Here is an 18,163-nt window from a genome sequence, read left to right as displayed (position 1 = left end):
TTATTTCCCTCCTTCTGATTCGTAGTGAACCCAGAATTTTGATGTTGCAAAAATGATGGCCGTTAAAACCCCTACGATAATGAGCATGACCCATGCCATTGCAGCCGCATAGCCCATGTTGAAGAATTCGAATCCTTGTAAGAATAAATAAAGGGAGTATAAAAGTGTTCCATCCAAAGGTCCCCCGGTACCTTTTGAAATGATAAACGCTGGAACAAATGTCATAAAGGCACCAATCGTCTGCATGACTGCGTTAAATAAAATGACTGGGCTTAACATTGGAAGGGTTATTTTGAAGAATTTATGCCATCCGTTAGCACCGTCCACACTTGCAGCTTCATAATAGCTTTTTGGAATTCCTTTTAAACCTGCTAAGAAGATTAACATCGAGGAACCAAACTGCCACACGGACAAAAAGATTAACATCCATAATGCAGCTGTTGGGTCACCGAACCATCTGACACTAGGGATACCTAGCAGTTCTAATAAGAGATTAATAATCCCTTTATCTCCAAAGATATTACGCCACATAATTGCGACAGCCACGCTCCCGCCAATCAGTGATGGCAGATAAAATAAGGAGCGGTATAAGCCAACTGCCCGAGAGGCTGTATTTAATATCGCCGCAATTAGAAGTGCAAATGCTAGTCTTAGCGGTACACCAGCGAATACATAAATGAGGGTAACTTTTAATGATTGCCAATACCTTGGGTCTGCAGTAAACATTTTTTTATAGTTTTCTAATCCAATCCATTGTGGCGCGGAAAATAGATTATATTTTGTAAATGATAAGTATAATGAAACAAGTATAGGTATTAATGTAAAAGCAAGGAATCCAACCACAAAAGGGCTAATAAATAAATAGCCTTTTATATTTTCCCTAATTGCCCGTTTCCGTGCGCTCACAGGTGCGATATAAATACTTTCTTGAACGTGTTCTTTTACGACGCGTGTAGCCATTTTGCCATCTCCTTTTCTCCGGACCATCACCCTAAGATTGAAAGGGCGATAGCTGATCCGAGAAAGGACCAGCTATCGGATTAAAATTATTTCTTATTTTGAGCCAAAATGCTTTCAGCTTGTTGTCTAAATTGTTTCGCAGCATCTTCTACTTTTATGTTTCCATAGCTCATTTGTTCATTCAAGCTATCAAAAAGCTCGATAACTTCCCCTGCTCCAACTGGATCTGGACCATTAAATGCTGAACTATGTTTTTCAGCCCATTCCACGTAATCAAATACTTGTTTTTGTGCTGGAGTTAGTAATGGCTTCAATGCTTCTTTGACTGCTGCAGATCCTGGTACACCACGATCTCCGAGCGCTAATTTGTTTGCTTCAATATCATTAGTTAGGAAGTTAATAAACTTTGCTGCCTCTTCTTTATGCTCAGAGTTGTTTGCCATTGACCAGAACATACTTGGTTTTAAGAATAGTCCTTTATCACTATCAGGTCCTGGCATGTTATTGATTTCAAGCGGTCTGTTTGCCACTTGCTGTAAGCCAACAAACTGGTTAGACCATTGCCAAATACCAATTGCTTTTTGTTTTACAACAGGATCATCTTCGATTCCTTTTACCTGTGCCATATAGTCAGGTGTTGGAACCGCTTTATCTTTTACTAAACCAGAAGTCATTTTAAAGAAGTCTACAAATAATTTGTCGTCCTTATATCCTAAACCTGTACCATTCTTGCTATAAAGAGACTTTCCTTGTGTTCTTAAATAATAATTAAAAAATACGTCTGCCTTAACACCGGTATCTACAAATAGGCCTGCAGCCTTTGCTTTTTTAGCGATTTCTTTATAATCATCCCATGTCCAGTTTTCATCAATAGATTCTACACCGGCCTTTTTAAGTAATGCTGGGTCATAGTGATAACCTAGTACGTTTACCCCTGCATTGAGACCGTATAATTTGTCACCAAGTTTTCCGCCATCAATAATATTTTGATTGGTGTCTTTGGTGTCGATTTGCTTGTCTAAGTATGGAGTCAAATCAGCAATTTGATTGTTTTCTGCATACTGTGAGAAATATGAGAGGTCCATTTGAATAATATCTGGCAATTGGTTGGCAGCTGCTTGAGGAGCTAACTTTTTCCAATAATCATCCCAGCTCGCATATTCTGCTTCAATCTTCACATTAGGGTTTTGCTTCTCATACATATCGATGATTTTTAATGTGTAATCATGTCTTGGCTGTGATCCCCACCAAGCAATACGAAGTGTAACTTTTTCATCTTTACTTGCAGCTTTTTCTTTCCCAGCAGATTCGCTCTTACTTGTGGTACTGCTTCCGCTGCATGCTGCTAATGAGAATACTAGAATCAGTGAAAACAGCATAACCATGAACTTTTTCATTAATTGAATCCCCCTTTTTCTTTTTTTGTAAGTGTTTACATTCGTTATTATACCTTTACTATTAGAATTGTCTGAATATAAATAACCGAGTAGTTTGTTTAAAAATCAGACATTCTATTATTGAATAATAGAACTCCGATAAATTTAGCTGTTGATTTCCGCTCTTGGAGCTCGCTTTCCGCGGGCTTGCCGGGGAGCATCCTCGGCGCATTAGCGCCTGTCGGGTCTCCCCTGTTCCGTACTCCCACAGGAGTCGAGCACCTTCCGCTCCAATCAACAGATATAAAATCATCAATATTGTGAACCAAAATAAAAAGACTCCGATATGGGTAATAACACAATCCCCAACGGAGTCTTTTAAGTTACTTATTTATTTTTCTGAAGTATTTCATTTGCCTCTTTTCTAAATCTTTGTGCCCCTTCTAGTGGTGTAATTTTTTTAAAAAGAATTTGTTCAGAGATATCCTGTAACAAATGAACAACTTCAATTCCTCCAAGTGGATCTGCTGCCTCAACCTTGCTATTTGTATTTTCAACATTGAATACGTAGTCAAAAGCCTTTTTTTGTTCTGTGGAAAGACCCTTTTTGACTGTCTCCGCCACTTTAGTTGAAACGGGAACGCCTCTTTCACCTTTAATTAACTTATTAGCTTGAATATCGTTAACAAAAAAGTTAATAAATCTTGCAGCGGCCTCCTTATGTTTGGAGCTTTTAGTGATTGAAAAAAGCATACTGGCTCTTATAGACAAACTTGTCTGTTGATTTGGCCCTGGCGGGGCATATATCTCTAGCTCCCGTCCTGATTCTTTTGAAAAACCATAATATTGATTGGAATATGCCCAAGTCATCGGAGCTTGTTTGTTCACTAATAGCTCATCTTCAATCCCTTTAATCTGTTCTGTTATATCAACCCTTGGGAACGCTCCTTCGTCTAGTAATCTTAATTGTCTTTCGAAATAATCGACAAATAATTGATCATCTTCATACCCTAATGATGTGCCCTCTGGATTATATAAATCCTTTCCATTGGTTCGCAAAAAGTAGGGGAAAAATACCTCTGGCGGTTTCATTCCATTAGTTCCATATATATTTTTTTGTTTGTGGACCTGCATGGCTATTTTTTCAAAGTCCTCCCATATCCAGTTCTGCGTTGGGACCTGATTCGTTGCAGAGGCAACTAAATTGGGGTCCATGATAACAGCAGGGGCATTTAACCCTAATGGGAAACCATAAATTTGATCCTTTACTTTTCCCCCTGAAAGGATTTTCTCATCAATGTATTTGGTATTAATGGTGTTATTTTCGATGTAGGGTGTTAAATCTTCAAGTAAGTTGTTGGCACTATACGCTTTTAAATAGAGAAGATCCATTTGCATAATGTCTGGTAACTGGTTTGCAGCGGCCATTGGAGCTAACCGCTTCCAATAATCATCCCAATTTGAAAATTCAAATTCAATATGGATGTCTGGGTTCTTTTCTTCAAACAATTTTATTACCTTCAGTGTATAATCGTTTCTAGGCTGTTCGCCCCACCAAGCAAACCTCAGGTTGATTTTCTCTTCCTTATTTTTGGAAGAATCCGCACTGCTGTTTTCTGAACATCCAGTGAAGGCCAACATTACTACCAGGGGTAAAATGGAGATTAATAGTTTTTTCATCGTTTTATTCCCCTTTTGTCTCATTCTACATACCTTGGACAGATTCTCGTTTATATTCGGATGGCGTAAACCCAGTTTGCTTTTTGAAAACCTGACTAAAATATTGGGCATTATCCCCAAACCCAATTTTTTCTGCTAGCTCAAAGATTTTTACATCACTTTCATTTTCAATCATATAAATGGCCTTTTCGATTCGAACCCGAGTCAGATAATTAGAGAATTTCTCACCTGTCTCTTTTTTAAACAGCTTTCCGAGATAATCGGCATTCATATACAACATCTCATTTGCCACCCATTGCAGGCTAAGCTGAGAATCAGCTATATGGTTTTTTATAATTTCAAGTACTCTGCTGATAATGGCGGAATGTCTATTTTTGGTTTGTTGAAAAAATCCATCCGTTATTTCCTCGGCGATATCCTTGAAAAAGGACTTCATACTTTGAATTGTTTCTAATTCTAAAAGAACCTGCAGCTTCGTTAAGTATGAGTTCATACTATTGGTATCGCACAAACGAATCATGCTATTAAAAAGTTGAATGACATATGATTTTGTAGCACTTATATCGAATCTCAAATCGGCTAAATAGTCGAAAAAAGTTATAATTTCATCCTCAACTTCTCTCCAACAGCCAGATTTGACTAATCGGCAGAATTTCTGGTCATCATAATAAAACTCCTGCTGATCATGATCATCATTTTGATTTTCTATGTCTTCTTTGGTAATAATGCTGCCTTCACCTAAATAAAAACGATAATTTAGACAATCTAGTGCTTCCTTATATAATTTATTCGCATTGCTGATGTTCCCTGTTTCACTTACAGCAATGGTGCAATCCAGTTGATAATATTGATAAAAGTTTTTTCTAATCTTTTCAATTTTTTCATAAAGCAGACTATTTTCACCATCATCCTTTACAAGAATTAAAATTAATTCTCCTATCGAGCAACTAAGAATATATGATTGAAAATTCAGTTCAGCTATGTTCTTTATGGCAAACAATTGCTCAACTTGAAATGGGCCCTCTATCTGGAATAAAACTAGGCGAACATTGGATATGTCTAAATCTAACTCAAGAAGTTTTTGATAGGCTGTAGAGTCGGTATTTTCATAAATATTTGTAATATATTCCTTCAACCACTGTTCCTTGGCATAAGGAAGAACATTTTCAAGAGATTCTTGCAGATTATTAATAAATTGTTCCCGCTCTTTCTCCTGATTTAACTCTTCACTTATTTCCTTAAGTGCTTCGATAATCGTATTTTCATTACAGGGTTTAAGCAAATAATGTTTAACCCCATACACCATTGCCTGCTTGGCATAATCAAATTCACTAAACCCTGATAACAATATAAAACGGATTTCTGGATAATGTTTATGTACTTTTGCCACCAATTCAAGCCCATTCATTCCAGGCATTTTAATATCACTAATCACAATATCCGGCATATTCTCAGTGATTTTTTCAAAGGCTTCAAGTCCATTCTTCGCCGTCCCGATTAAACTTGTCCCGATTGACTCCCATTTAATCACTTTTGACATACCGTCGGTTATGATTCTTTCATCATCAACTAACAATACTTTGTACATGTTCTTCCCCCCTGTCATATGGCAAAACTAAGATGATTTTAGCTCCATTATTAGGCTCACTCTCAATTTCAACGCCGTAATCGTTTCCAAATGAAAGTTTAATCCGATCCATTATATTGGCTAAGCCAATACCTTGTCCCCTTGTCTTTACCTCCCCTTTCTTTAACTTTTCTAGAAAAGAAGGCTCCATTCCGGGACCATTATCTTCCACGATTAGCTGAAAATTTTCCTTATTTACTACTGAATAAATTCTTATTTTACATACATCTACCATATTCTCCAGCGCATAATGAATGGCATTTTCCACTAGGGGCTGCAAGGTTAATTTAGGGATATAGACATCAAACAGGTCAGAATCAACCTGCATGTTAAAGTCCAATCTTTCTTCAAATCTATATTTTTGTATAACAATATAATTCTTAACAATATTTAACTCATCTTCAATCGGGATGAGCTTCTTCTTTAGGCTGATTGAATTTCGCAGCAGAAAACCAAGCGCTTCAACCATTTTAGATATTTGGTCTTGATCATTCATTTTAGCGAGCCAGTTGATTGACTCCAAGGTGTTGTATAAAAAATGAGGATTTATCTGTGCTTGTAAGGCTTTAAATTCAGTTTCTTTAATCGTAAGCTGCTTTGAGAGGTTTTCATTCACCAATTCATCAATTTGTTGAGTCATACCTTGAAAGGTTTCATGTAACTTACCTACCTCATCATTAGAGAGGACGGAAGACGTCAAGAAACCCTTCTGAGCTTCTTTAAAATCGCCATTTTGTACATATTGCATACCTTCAACTAAATTCTCCAAAGGAATGGTTATATTCCTGGCAAATCTGATCCCTAGGATTGTGACAATAAAAAACATTATAATAAAAATGATGACTAGTACTGTTTTTATGAAACTAATATTTTTAAAGATTTGATTAAATGGTATAGCATTCACATAACTCCAATCAAAATAATGAGAGTTGATGTGAACCAGGAAATAATTTTTACCTCCAATCGTTTTTATTTGATAGCCGGGTTTCTCATTTATGGACAAAGCTATTTTTTTCAACGGACTTGCAGATTCTGTCGGATAAATAAGTTCTTTATCATTGGTGATTAAAAACTCGCCATCAATTTTACTTGATCCCTCAAAGAGGCTGCTGACAAGTTTGTCCATATTCATATTAATAATTAATGTACCTAGCGGTTCAAAACTCAAATTCTTATATTGTCTAATTTCTCGAGCCGTAACAATCGTAAAATCTTTTCCATGGGGGTTTACCCAGATGTTTTTTCCATCTGCTAATAATGCTTCTCGCAAAATACTCATTTTTAGATCAGACGGTAATTTAAAAGATCTAGGGCCAGCAACATACTCTTCCCCGTTCGTATCGACAAGAATTACGGATTGTATATATTTCTCGTTGTTCACGTAGCTTAATAATTTATCCACCATATTCGAATGGATACGATATTGCTCGTACTCTGTCCTCTTGGCATCGTTTGATGCTAAGTATTGTTGAATTTGAGGGTCGGTCAAGATATTGTAAGAAACATCTTCCATTTTTTGAAGTTCATTTTCTATGATATTGGAGGATGTACTTAACACTTGCGAAGATTTACTGTAGATTTGTTCATCATAAATATGAAAAGCATATTGTAATCCAAGGAAGGTGAATAAAAAGGAACTAATCATAATCCACGAAACTAAAATAAACAGTTTATATTTGATTTTTAGATTCGCATAATTTCTTTTCAATAAATCAAAAGCTTTCTTCATTAAAGTTTTCTCCAATTGATTATTTTGAACATTTCGAACATTCAACGCACTGTAAGCGCAAACATATTGCTTATATTGTATATCATTCTACATTTTTTTTAAACACCGAGATACTAGTAATGTAGATTATCTATAAAACTAAAAAAACCATATCACCTCTGTATTGATATGGATTCTATAAATAAAAAGATGGTTAAACCTAACCATCTTTTTAAACTCTCATTTGATTGGCGTCCTGTTTCAGCTTTCGGTATTGGCTTGGTGGAATACCAATTTGTTTTTTAAATATACGATTAAAATAACTATGTCTGTAACCTACACTCTCAGCTATATCATTTATTTTCATATCTGACTGTATCAGCAATTCTTTTGCTTTCTCAATCCTTAGCTGGGTTAAATAATCAATAAAATTAATCCCAACAATCTGTTTAAATGCTTTACTTAGAGAATAAGGATTTGTCCCCACTTCATCTGCACAACTTTCCAAAGAAATATCGTGCATGTAATTGTCCTCGATTTTTGTCACTACATGCTCTATTATTCTCTTTAATTCTATATTCATACGACCTTCCAGCCTCTGAATATATGGACTGATGACATCATTTACAAACCAATCATTAATTCTATCAGCATTACGTATTTGAGAGAGGTCTTCATACATATTTTTTCCTTCGAACAAGTCATTCGGATGAATCCCCGAATGTAATATTTCGTGCTGAATACTGCTATATAGTTGAATAACAGCCTGTTGAATGTAAATTTCACTAATTTCTCTGCTAGTTAATTCTTGGGTGAATTTTTTGATCAACACTTCAATTTCATCAAGATGACCGATTCGAATCGCTTGAATAATCTCTTTTTCGGTTGCAAATGGATAATGGAAATCAATATCATTTCTATTATTTCTGTACTCCTCTAAATCAATAACCTGGTTGATGTTTTCAAATGTTCTGAATCGCTTTCCTGTCCTTACTTCTTCAAAGATGTATGGTATTTTCTTTACACTTTCGGTTTTTTCACTAATTGTAATGGTTACCTGTAATTTTATAATCCTGTTCACAGCCTCGGTCACATTCTCTGCAAAACGATGTAACTCTTCCCGAAAGGAATCATCATGATGATAAATGACTAACATCCCTGCTGATAGATCAGAAAAGTTTATAACATTAAATTGCTCAAACATCTCTTTTGCAATTTCTCCCATAATGTTAGCCGCCATGAAGGTAACCAGTCCATCATCATTTGTGGAGATGTTGTCTTTGGAATCGTTAAAACCAGTAAGTTGAAGATCCAAAGCAATAAAGGATCTATTTCTTAAATTCCATCCATATGTCTCCATGCGCTGCCGCAAATCTTCTTCATGATAATGGAAAAAATACCCTTGAACTAATTGATAGATGAAACTATTTTTTAGCTCTTTTACTTGTTCTGAAAGTCGATTTTCCAGCAAATCACTTTTTTGGGACATCTCTATCCACTGCTGTTCAATGATGGAAAACTCATCCTTACCGTACTGATTCCAGCTATCTGTTTCCTCTCCAACTAAATTTCTGACTAATTTGCGGACAGGTGCATATATTTTTACAGAAGTGAACCAGGACAAAATAATCGCTAGAATAAGAGCGGAGGCACTTATAATAATGATTAACCTTGACACAAATACAATTGGTGCTGTAATTGATGACATGGGCGCCGCAGAGACATATGTCCAGTTGGAATTAATCCTTGTAAAATGACCAAATGAAATTGAATACATTATATGATTAAACTCAAATGGAAAAGACCCACTCTTTTCCTTTTGTTTCCCTATTTCTTTTTTTAAGGCATTTATAAAATTTGATTGATTAGTACTGTTTGAGGATAGTATTACTTTATTTTGTTCATTTAACAGGATAGTTGCCCCATTTTCATAAGGGGTTATTGTCTTTAATAGTTGAAGTGCTTTCTTATGATCGATCGTTACAATTAAAGCGCCAAAGGGGTCTTTACTGGTTATTGGAATGGGACTGACAAAAGCCAGAGTTGGTAATCTTCTCCCTTTACTTTGAGAATACTCTACCCAATGAAGTTCCGTTCCTTTTGAAAGTAAACTATTATAAAAAATCTTCTGTTTTTCATCTAATACATTGTACTGAGGCTTAAATAAGATGGGTTCATCCAAATCTAAATACAATTCGTCATCACTTATCAAATTATGGCTTCCTTGCAATAATGATAACGTCTTGGTTATATCATAGGCTTCATTAAACTGCTTAACAAAATCAATATTTTTTAAAGAATCCCCAAATCGAGGTTCAAATACCCAATGTGTGGTATATTCCTCTATATATTGAAATTGTTCATCCATATTATTTGCCCGTTGAACGATTTGGCTGGCATTGGATGCCCTAAGCTCATCTTCTACTTTTCCGACACCAAACCAATAGATACATAGACCAGTGATCAGTCCTGGAATGCTAGCAATAAGTAAAATAAGAATAAAGCTATTGCGATGAAAGTTCCCTTTCCACTGAAAACGTTTTACTTTTTTTGTATCAATGTTTGTAAATAGCATTAAGAACACTCCATGTATAAAGCATAATCATAATAGTATAATTATATTATTGCATAACTCCCCCAAAAAATGAAGGCGCTTTAAATTTCACTATTTATAATTCAAAAAAACTTGGCTGCAATTGCATGCCAAATTTAAACCTTCATTTTACATATTGATAGTAAAGTTTTGAAAAACTAAATTTATATGTCTACTTTTATGTCTCTTCACCAAATTCTGTGGTTTACACTCAATTCCAGAAATAAGTTAGCTAGATTGGTGCCCAATCTATGGTAACTCCTTCATCAGCTTACAGACCACAAAGTTGGTAGAATGGAAGCTGTCAAGTGCTTTCCTTGACGGCTTCCATTCTACCAACTATCCTGTAAAAAGCTGAAGAAGGATGTGGTTAGGCAACCTGATTTTTATAAGTTTTTCCTGTACACTCCAAAAATACACGTAGTCTAAATCTTTCTAGATTTCTAAATCCAAAGGCACGTCTTTTAATGTTTTTAATCTTATGGTTAGTACCTTCTATCCGACCATTTGTAAATGGAGTAAGAAAGTATTGGAGAATCTGTGCCTTCCAGTTTTCTATGGTTTTAGCCACTTGATGAAAAGCAGGAAATGGACTGCTCCATGCTAGCTGGATCCATTCTTCTAAGAGTGATTCACCTGTATCATAATCAGGTGCTTTGTACACATCTCTGAATAACTCTTTAAGGTAGTAGGCATAAGACAACTCTAGGTGCTCTTCGAGCACGTCGTCTAGTCGTTGCTTTTGATAAGGTGTTAACTTTTCAGTACCCTTTAAGAGTATGAAACGACCCTTTTTCAAGGCAGGAAACTTCTTTCTTACTTGATCTAGCGCATGAGTTACCTTTTGCACCACATGATACTTATAAACCACAATACAGGTCTCAGGAAATGCTGATTTCACAGCTTTATGGAAGGGATCCCACATATCGATAACAACTGTATGAACGAATTTATTTGAAAGGATATTCTTCGTTAAAAGTAATTGAGTAGAATCGTAACTACGCTGATGTTCCATACCCAACACACATCCGGTTTTCGCATCCATAAGAACAGTCTCGTATCGGTGACCTTTTCGAACAGCGATTTCATCAAGGCTAAGAACTAACTTGTTGTTTTCTAAAACACTTTCAAGGTGTTCTAAATGTTTCATTTCTTTTTCTTTAGCTATGGAATAAAAAATTCTCTCAACCGTGGTATAAGGCACTTTTTCCTTTCGACTAACGTCTTGAATAGTGGAGCCGTTGCACATTTCGTATAAATATTCTCTGTATCTGTTGGTTTGTTGTTTATTAGATCCAATTGATTTAAAGGATTGTGAAAATACCGCATTACAATTGTGACAACGGTACCTATTAACTTTTACAAAAAGGTAAAGAGGCTTTCCTAAGACAGATAAGTCACGAACCTTTCTTGTCCGCCAGTCATGGACATGACTGGCAGGAAAGCCACAGCAAGAACAATGTTCCTCAGTCGTACTTTTCTCTACGTGTAAGAGATTACAATCTTCAAGAAATACTTGTTTAACAACTTCAAATTCTGGCAAATCTAGTGATACGGAAAACACTTTCAGACCCTCCTGTTATGTTTAGTCGGCGCTAACATTATTGCCAGGAATCTGTGAGTGTTTTCATTTTTTTTGTTAAATCACAAAATGTGGTGATGAATCACTTTTATTTATTCCATTTTACAACTGCTGTCTCCCCTGCCCCTGTAGCAGCCCGTTCCGCTCTCTCGATTCTTGAAAAGGCAAAGAAAGATGACCACATAATCACAACTGCTAGCGTACTGCCACTGAATAATGGGATTAGTCCAGGTACTGTGGTCATTAAAAGATAGACTGCACTCCCCCCAATCACTATTAAAATGGTAGAAAGCGGATTCAATAACATGATTATAAAAGAACTTTTTAATACCTGATAAACCTTTAAATCATAATGAACAAAAGTAGGAAAGGTATAACATACAGTTAAAACAAACCCTAGACATATAACTAGTGCAGGATAATAGATTAAATTAAGCAGTCCTCCCGTGGTTTTTATTAAATGAATATCTACATATAAGAAATACCCTAGTATAAACAAAATAAGCCCGAGCAGATTACTTTTAAAAAAGTCTTTTTTAAAAGAATCCAGAAAAGTTTTAAATACGGGTATATCAAAATCACCCATTAGCATTTTCCTGATAACGACAAACATTGCCATTGTTGCAGGAAAAAAACCAAAAACAATTAAACCAAAAGTGGAAAAAACCATCCATAAGAGATTAATAAAGGCAAGCTTCATGATCCAATCACAAAGTTTATAAAATCCGCCGATTGCCCCTTTCATTTGCATGTTCCATCCCTCCTATCTATCTAACAAGTGTAAGCTAATTTAATACTGCCTGGTGAATAACTAAGTTAGCATAGGCTGCTTTCATTGGTGCCATTTGCCTGAAACCTATTTTTCCGCGGCCATAAATGGGACCGTATGTCTGACCATCATCTACCCATTCAAGTACAACTAATTCATTAATGGAAAACTGGACCATCCCATCATATTTTACTAATTTCATATGATAAGGAGGAAGGGCATCCTCTACAGGCGGCAATGGGTCGGCACCTATGGCGGTTAAATGGAATCCAAAGCTTTTCCGTAAATTACACGTGCGAAACGACCTTTCATCTGCATACTTATGCCTGAAATAGGATAAGTGCAGAGCATTTATAGCCCCTGAATGATATTCCGGATATAAACCATTCCTATCCGGCAATTGTTCATCAAACACGTCCTCACCATTTCTCCCGGTTGCAGCGAAAAAGAACATACAAAGACCTGGTTCCCGAAGAGGGTAGAATTCCCACTCAATAATGATTTTGTCCGGAAAATCTATTGGACACCAATAAACCCAGTGTGCATGATCCCCAAAAAGATCAGGGTCTAGTTCATTCTCTAAATGTAAACGATTATGTTCAAAGCCTATCTTGGCTCTACCTTCTAATTTCCAACCCGTTAAATCGTTTTGATCTGATAGGGGATTAGCGTAGAGGCATTCTCCTTTTTCAAATTGTTTCATTATCACTGAGCATTACCTCCTTTAAAGCTAAATTTGCTAATTATATACATATTAATATAAGACCCTAACACTTTTCCTACAACCATACTTTTTTGCGATACGCTATCTGACTAATTTAAAACAGCTCTTTATAGTAACAATCACTAATTTAATTTAAAAGAAATCCCAAGTGGAAAATATTCACTTGGGATATTCAGCATTTACAAATATAAAAATTTATTTATTGGATAACAAATATTCAGCACCCCGGATTAGATAATTAGTATGAAAACTGTCCCCAGCCTGCCATCAGTGCTTGATTCTCAAGATAAATCGGAACATTTGAATCACCGGCCAGAAAAAGATTGATTGGAACTGCTGTATCCTTTCCTTTCATGCTATCTTCCTCCCTCGATATTACTAAAATCTTGCTCTATCAAATTATTTCCAGTAAATCCTATACTATTTATAAAGCTTTAACGTTACAGGGCCAATCAGTCCGGACTTTATCGGTTCTTTGGCATACTCGTTTGCCTTACTGTTAGTAACTATTACCTCTATATTTAGGGTATACGTATCCAAATTTTGGGTTATGTCAAATAGATATGGACTCCAGAGCTTGGCACCCGCACTTTTTCCATTGACGATAACTTCAGCAAGCTCGCAAACTTCTCCTAAGTCTACCTCAGCCTTTTTATAATTATTTATGGAATCCAAAGTAACTATAGTTTGATAAATAGATTCACCCGAAAAATATTTCATATCGTCAAACTCAGACAATGGAACCAATTTTTCAATTGGTTCTTTATCACGAAATGGGTTTGTGATCGTCCATTTGTTTACATTTATATCGATAACTTGTTGTGATTTTTTGCTTCGATTTGCAAAAGGCGGTGATTCATTTTGATTTACGCAGATAATCAAAGATTCCCGATGTTTTAGTGAAAGATTGAATTTTGTATACTCTGGATCCGCTACATTTATTTCTATTGTTTCTATATCAGAGTACCATGCATCCCACTTTTCTAGAGTACCTTTACATTTAAGAGCCAATTCGCCCTCAATGTCATGATCGTCTTCATTTACCAATACATAGAAATCAATGCCTTCTTTGACGATATGTGTCACCCGAAGCCCAGGATTATGCGGTGTTATATAAACATCCCGGGATTCGACACGATCAATCGCCCCTATTACGCTGTGATAGTTATAAATATGGACGATATTATCTTTTAACGGAAGATTTTTCTTTTCGGGATTATAAACGAAGACTGTACCCCCGTTTTCAAGAAATAGATTGAGTTTATGGACGAGCTCAATGGAAACGAGTTGTTCAAGATTTTCAATTATAATCACTCGATAATTTTGTTTTTGAATTTTCACTTTACCTTCTTCGATTATACAGTGATGAAGAAACAGATCTTCTTCCAAGTAATTAAATTCGATTTGGTTCGTATATAACGGTTCAGCAATTTTCCAGGGAATATGATCCTCTTCACATAAAATGGCAATGTCCGTAACGTTTGTACAATCACTCAGCAGCCAGGACATCTTTTTTTCATAATCAGCGATCAATTTATAATATTTCCACCATGAGTTATGAGGACCGTTATCCGGTGCACGCTCATTTAAACGTCCTCCTTCAATGGAATAATAAAATGCATGGGGATAAAGTTGATTAACTCCCCGGACAAAAAGCCAATCGACGAACCATTTCATATCATCTACTGTAAATTGCCATTGGTGTCCATTCGGCCCGCAGCAGCCGAAACACTCATTGGCATTTCGAGGCAATCCGCGATGCCTTGCCGCATCGGAGGAACATTTCCCCAGCGTACTGTCACGCCCTGTAACTCCTTTATTGTCTTCCGGGCCTACCCATCTCCACACCAGATCCTGGCCAGGCAGCTGAAAATATTTTAAAAATCCGATATCATCACTTGTTTCCGGATGCCCTGTCAGTTGAATACCATGACTTTCACACCACTCGGAAATGGGGCGGTAATACGTTTCCTGGAGCCGTTTATTGACCGTTTTTTTAAATTTTCTTCTTTTGACATTTGTGTCACTTCCGATGTCAAACCATAACGATAACAAGTCCGTAGGATCATTCCCATGGTTCTTATAATATTCCATAAAGCCAATCGTCCACGGCTTAATCTTTTCCGTGTCAACACAACGGCCAACAACATTAGGTTCATCTGTAAAAAGCGCTGGTATGGTATTTCCGAAGTATTCCTTAAAATGTTCATAATAGACATCATGGGTTACACGGATAAACTTTTGCATTGCATCCGGGTTTAACAAATCTCCTGCTGGCGGTGCTCCCGGCTCGCCATCATCTTCCCCAAAATGGAGACCACGAATCGTTCCATTTGAAAACGTTGAAATAAGCAAAACAATCGACCAATTTCCCTTTTCTTTTGGTTGAAAGGAAACGGTATTGTTCTCAACTTCTAACGAAATGACGGAATGTGGATCAATTTTCATTTCCCCTGTAACCTTTGCAGCAACGGCGAGGACAATCTCCTCGTATTCTTCCAATTTTTCTGTTATTTGTGTAAAACCATTAACCTTATAGGACAACATTCGCAGTCCGCGGGCAGCATATTCCGGATTGTTCTCAACCACCTTTCCATGGGCGGAGCCTGATGGATACATACCTTCATCATAAATAATGACTTTCATGCCTAATTTTGTAGCTTCTTGCATGATAAATCGCATCAGATCCATAAATTTTAGTCCTAAATATTCAATATCCTCGGGAATACCAATACGTGGATGGGCAACAACGCCGAAAACCCCTTTTGATTTAAAATCACTCAATTGTCTAGCAATCTCTTCTTTATTGAGATTTCCATTTAAAAACCAAAATGGCAAAATGGAGTAGTCCGCAGAAGGATCATTAAAATCATGTTTTAGTTGTGTTAAATTGTTCATTTGCTCACCTTCGATTGTTGATAACTTACTACAGGCAGTTCTACATTTTGGCAATCTTCCAGACCCATGCTTTATTTCCTTCCGTATATATATTTTGTTGGCATGTCATTCCCCTCAATAGGAAAAAATTTAGTTTAAAAATTTCTTTTGTCAAAAAAATATAAATTAATGTTTACGCTAGAGTACTAAAAAGTTACTAGAGTTTAGCAAAATAAAACAAGCGGTTAGATTTATAAGCATCCCACCGCCTGCATTCTTAGATTAAAATGTATGCTTTTATCCTTTGACTGACCCTAAAAGCATCCCTTTTGCAAAATGTTTTTGCAAGAATGGATAAACAATTAAAATTGGCAAAGTAGCCACAACTACAACAGCTAATTTTAATGATTGTGCAGGAGGCTCAACATATGATGCTCCTTGAGAAGCGGTATCCGCAAGATTGCCTTGCGATAAAATAATAATTTGTTGGAGCAGCACTTGGACAGGCCACTTGGTGTTGTCACTAATATACAATAGGGCATGAAAGAAATCGTTCCAAATCCCGACCGCATAAAATAACGCAAATGTAGCAAGGACTGGTTTCGACAGTGGTAAGATAATTCTCCAAAAAATCCCCATTTCTGTACAACCATCAATCTTAGCTGCTTCTTCCAATTCATTCGGAATACCTTGAAAGAAAGTTTTGACGATGATTAAATTAAATGGATTGATAGCACCTGGTAAGATTAATGACCAATAGGAATCTAACAATCCTAGTGATTTAACTACGATATACGTAGGGATCATTCCACCACTGAATAACATCGAAAATACAATCATATTCATAAACAAGTTGCGTCCCAATAAATTCTTTCTCGATAAGGGGTAAGCCATTGTAAATGTAAAGAATAGACAAACCAAGGTACCAACTAAGGTGACAGCTATCGATACCAGAATGCTGCGCGAGAATGTTGCGGTTGAGAAAATATATTTATAGGCACTTAGAGTAAACGTTTCCGGCCAGATAAAAAAGTTTCTCCTAGTTAACTCAGCCTCTGTAGCAAACGATCCTGCTATTATATAAAGAAATGGCAGAATCATAATAATCCCGATGATGGCTAAAATAACAACGTTAAAGGCATCAAATATACGCCCTCCACGTGTATTATGCATTTTAAGATTTGACATATTCTGCACCTCCTTGAACATTGCACATTAAAAGATTCCTTCCTCTCCCATTTTCTTGGCTAATTTGTTTGAGCCTAAAACAAGAATGATTCCTATAACAGACTTAAAGAGCCCGACAGCCGTACTATAGCTATACGCCCCCTGTGTAATCCCAACAAAATAAACATACGTATCAAATACATCAGCAACTCCACGGTTTAATGAATTGGACATTAAGTAAATTTGTTGGAAGCCAGTGTCCAGAAAACGGCCAAGTTGCAGGATGAGCATGACTATGATTGTACTTCTAATAGCAGGAAGAGTGACATGCCATAATCGTCTAAATCTTCCTGCACCGTCAACAATCGCAGCTTCATACTGTTCTTTATCAACGGATGTAAGTGCAGCTAAGAAGATAACCGTTCCCCAGCCAGTCTCTTTCCAAATAATTTGCAGCATCATTAATGGGCGAAACCAATTAGGTGATGATAGAAAATCAATCTGTTTCCCGTAAATATGGGAGACAATTTCATTCACAATGCCACCGCTTGTGGTAAAAAAGATATATGTAATGCTCGCAATGATTACCCATGACATGAAATGGGGAACATAAATAAACGTTTGCATAACTCTCTTATACGAATCAACCCGTAATTCATTTAACAGAATGGATAAAATTATCGGTGCCGGAAAGAAAAATACCAAGTTTAACACTGCAAAAATAGCTGTATTTTTTAATAGTCGAAAGAAATCAGGATTTTTAAAGAAATCTATAAAGTTATCAAATCCAACCCATTTACTTCCAAGCACTCCCGTAAAAGGTGAATAATCTTGGAAGGCTATAACAATACCCCACATTGGAAGATATTTAAACACAATAAAATAGACCAACCCCGGGAGCAGTAGAATATAGAGCCATTTATCTCTAATGATCCGTTGAATCGGAGAAACCTCTGACTTTATTTTTGTTTTTGATCCTATTGCCGGTTGGGGTATATCAGTTTCAGCAACTTGCGCACTGATTTTTTCCATTATTGATTCTCTCCTTTCCTTCTATGTTTTTATTTCATTTGCAGAAACAGGCAGTTCGAAAACCGCCT

12 protein-coding genes are annotated in these 18,163 nt (G+C 36.3%); all 12 read right to left on the bottom strand.

Annotation, left to right across the window (positions count from 1 at the left end):
* Nucleotides 1-960: a carbohydrate ABC transporter permease gene (locus M3226_RS08570; RefSeq protein ID WP_251564363.1), complete on the bottom strand. Its 960-nt coding sequence runs from the start codon at nucleotides 958-960 to the stop codon at nucleotides 1-3.
* A gap of 86 nt (nucleotides 961-1,046) precedes the next feature.
* Entirely contained in the window at nucleotides 1,047-2,357 is a 1,311-nt protein-coding gene (locus M3226_RS08565; protein ID WP_251564361.1) for an ABC transporter substrate-binding protein, read from the bottom strand.
* 366 nt (nucleotides 2,358-2,723) lie between these two features.
* Complete coding sequence (locus tag M3226_RS08560) at nucleotides 2,724-4,016, bottom strand: ABC transporter substrate-binding protein (RefSeq protein ID WP_251564358.1); 1,293 nt, start codon at nucleotides 4,014-4,016, stop codon at nucleotides 2,724-2,726.
* Nucleotides 4,017-4,041: 25 nt separating this feature from the next.
* Nucleotides 4,042-5,604 carry a response regulator transcription factor gene (locus M3226_RS08555; protein WP_251564356.1) on the bottom strand — a complete coding sequence of 521 codons (1,563 nt, stop codon included), beginning with the start codon at nucleotides 5,602-5,604 and terminating at the stop codon, nucleotides 4,042-4,044.
* Nucleotides 5,582-7,372 carry a sensor histidine kinase gene (locus M3226_RS08550; RefSeq protein ID WP_251564354.1) on the bottom strand — a complete coding sequence of 597 codons (1,791 nt, stop codon included), beginning with the start codon at nucleotides 7,370-7,372 and terminating at the stop codon, nucleotides 5,582-5,584. Before M3226_RS08550 ends, M3226_RS08555 begins: the two co-directional genes overlap by 23 nt.
* A gap of 211 nt (nucleotides 7,373-7,583) precedes the next feature.
* Entirely contained in the window at nucleotides 7,584-9,926 is a 2,343-nt protein-coding gene (locus tag M3226_RS08545; RefSeq protein WP_251564352.1) for an AraC family transcriptional regulator, read from the bottom strand.
* A 388-nt stretch (nucleotides 9,927-10,314) separates the two neighbouring features.
* Nucleotides 10,315-11,508: an ISL3 family transposase gene (locus M3226_RS08540; RefSeq protein ID WP_251564349.1), complete on the bottom strand. Its 1,194-nt coding sequence runs from the start codon at nucleotides 11,506-11,508 to the stop codon at nucleotides 10,315-10,317.
* A 106-nt stretch (nucleotides 11,509-11,614) separates the two neighbouring features.
* Nucleotides 11,615-12,277, bottom strand: coding sequence for a YesL family protein (locus M3226_RS08535; RefSeq protein ID WP_251564347.1), 663 nt, complete (start codon nucleotides 12,275-12,277; stop codon nucleotides 11,615-11,617).
* Between the two features lie 34 nt (nucleotides 12,278-12,311).
* Nucleotides 12,312-12,998 carry a DUF1961 family protein gene (locus M3226_RS08530; RefSeq protein ID WP_251564547.1) on the bottom strand — a complete coding sequence of 229 codons (687 nt, stop codon included), beginning with the start codon at nucleotides 12,996-12,998 and terminating at the stop codon, nucleotides 12,312-12,314.
* Nucleotides 12,999-13,439: 441 nt separating this feature from the next.
* Nucleotides 13,440-15,917, bottom strand: a complete 2,478-nt coding sequence (locus M3226_RS08525) for a glycosyl hydrolase (protein ID WP_251564345.1) — start codon at nucleotides 15,915-15,917, stop codon at nucleotides 13,440-13,442.
* 276 nt (nucleotides 15,918-16,193) lie between these two features.
* A complete protein-coding gene (locus M3226_RS08520) occupies nucleotides 16,194-17,084 on the bottom strand; it encodes a carbohydrate ABC transporter permease (protein ID WP_251564343.1) in 891 nt (296 codons plus the stop codon).
* 27 nt (nucleotides 17,085-17,111) lie between these two features.
* A complete protein-coding gene (locus M3226_RS08515; protein ID WP_251564341.1) occupies nucleotides 17,112-18,095 on the bottom strand; it encodes an ABC transporter permease in 984 nt (327 codons plus the stop codon).
* Between the last annotated feature and the right edge of the window lie 68 nt (nucleotides 18,096-18,163).

Source organism: Neobacillus cucumis (assembly GCF_023715505.1).
This window is presented reverse-complemented; position numbering and strand designations above follow the sequence as displayed.

Coding starts and splice junctions, on each gene's coding strand:
- M3226_RS08570 (WP_251564363.1), bottom strand. CDS start 960: ATGGCTACACGCGTCGTAAAAGAACACGTTCAAGAAAGTATTTATATC.
- M3226_RS08565 (WP_251564361.1), bottom strand. CDS start 2,357: ATGAAAAAGTTCATGGTTATGCTGTTTTCACTGATTCTAGTATTCTCA.
- M3226_RS08560 (WP_251564358.1), bottom strand. CDS start 4,016: ATGAAAAAACTATTAATCTCCATTTTACCCCTGGTAGTAATGTTGGCC.
- M3226_RS08555 (WP_251564356.1), bottom strand. CDS start 5,604: ATGTACAAAGTATTGTTAGTTGATGATGAAAGAATCATAACCGACGGT.
- M3226_RS08550 (WP_251564354.1), bottom strand. CDS start 7,372: ATGAAGAAAGCTTTTGATTTATTGAAAAGAAATTATGCGAATCTAAAA.
- M3226_RS08545 (WP_251564352.1), bottom strand. CDS start 9,926: ATGCTATTTACAAACATTGATACAAAAAAAGTAAAACGTTTTCAGTGG.
- M3226_RS08535 (WP_251564347.1), bottom strand. CDS start 12,277: ATGCAAATGAAAGGGGCAATCGGCGGATTTTATAAACTTTGTGATTGG.
- M3226_RS08530 (WP_251564547.1), bottom strand. CDS start 12,998: ATGAAACAATTTGAAAAAGGAGAATGCCTCTACGCTAATCCCCTATCA.
- M3226_RS08525 (WP_251564345.1), bottom strand. CDS start 15,917: ATGAACAATTTAACACAACTAAAACATGATTTTAATGATCCTTCTGCG.
- M3226_RS08520 (WP_251564343.1), bottom strand. CDS start 17,084: ATGTCAAATCTTAAAATGCATAATACACGTGGAGGGCGTATATTTGAT.
- M3226_RS08515 (WP_251564341.1), bottom strand. CDS start 18,095: ATGGAAAAAATCAGTGCGCAAGTTGCTGAAACTGATATACCCCAACCG.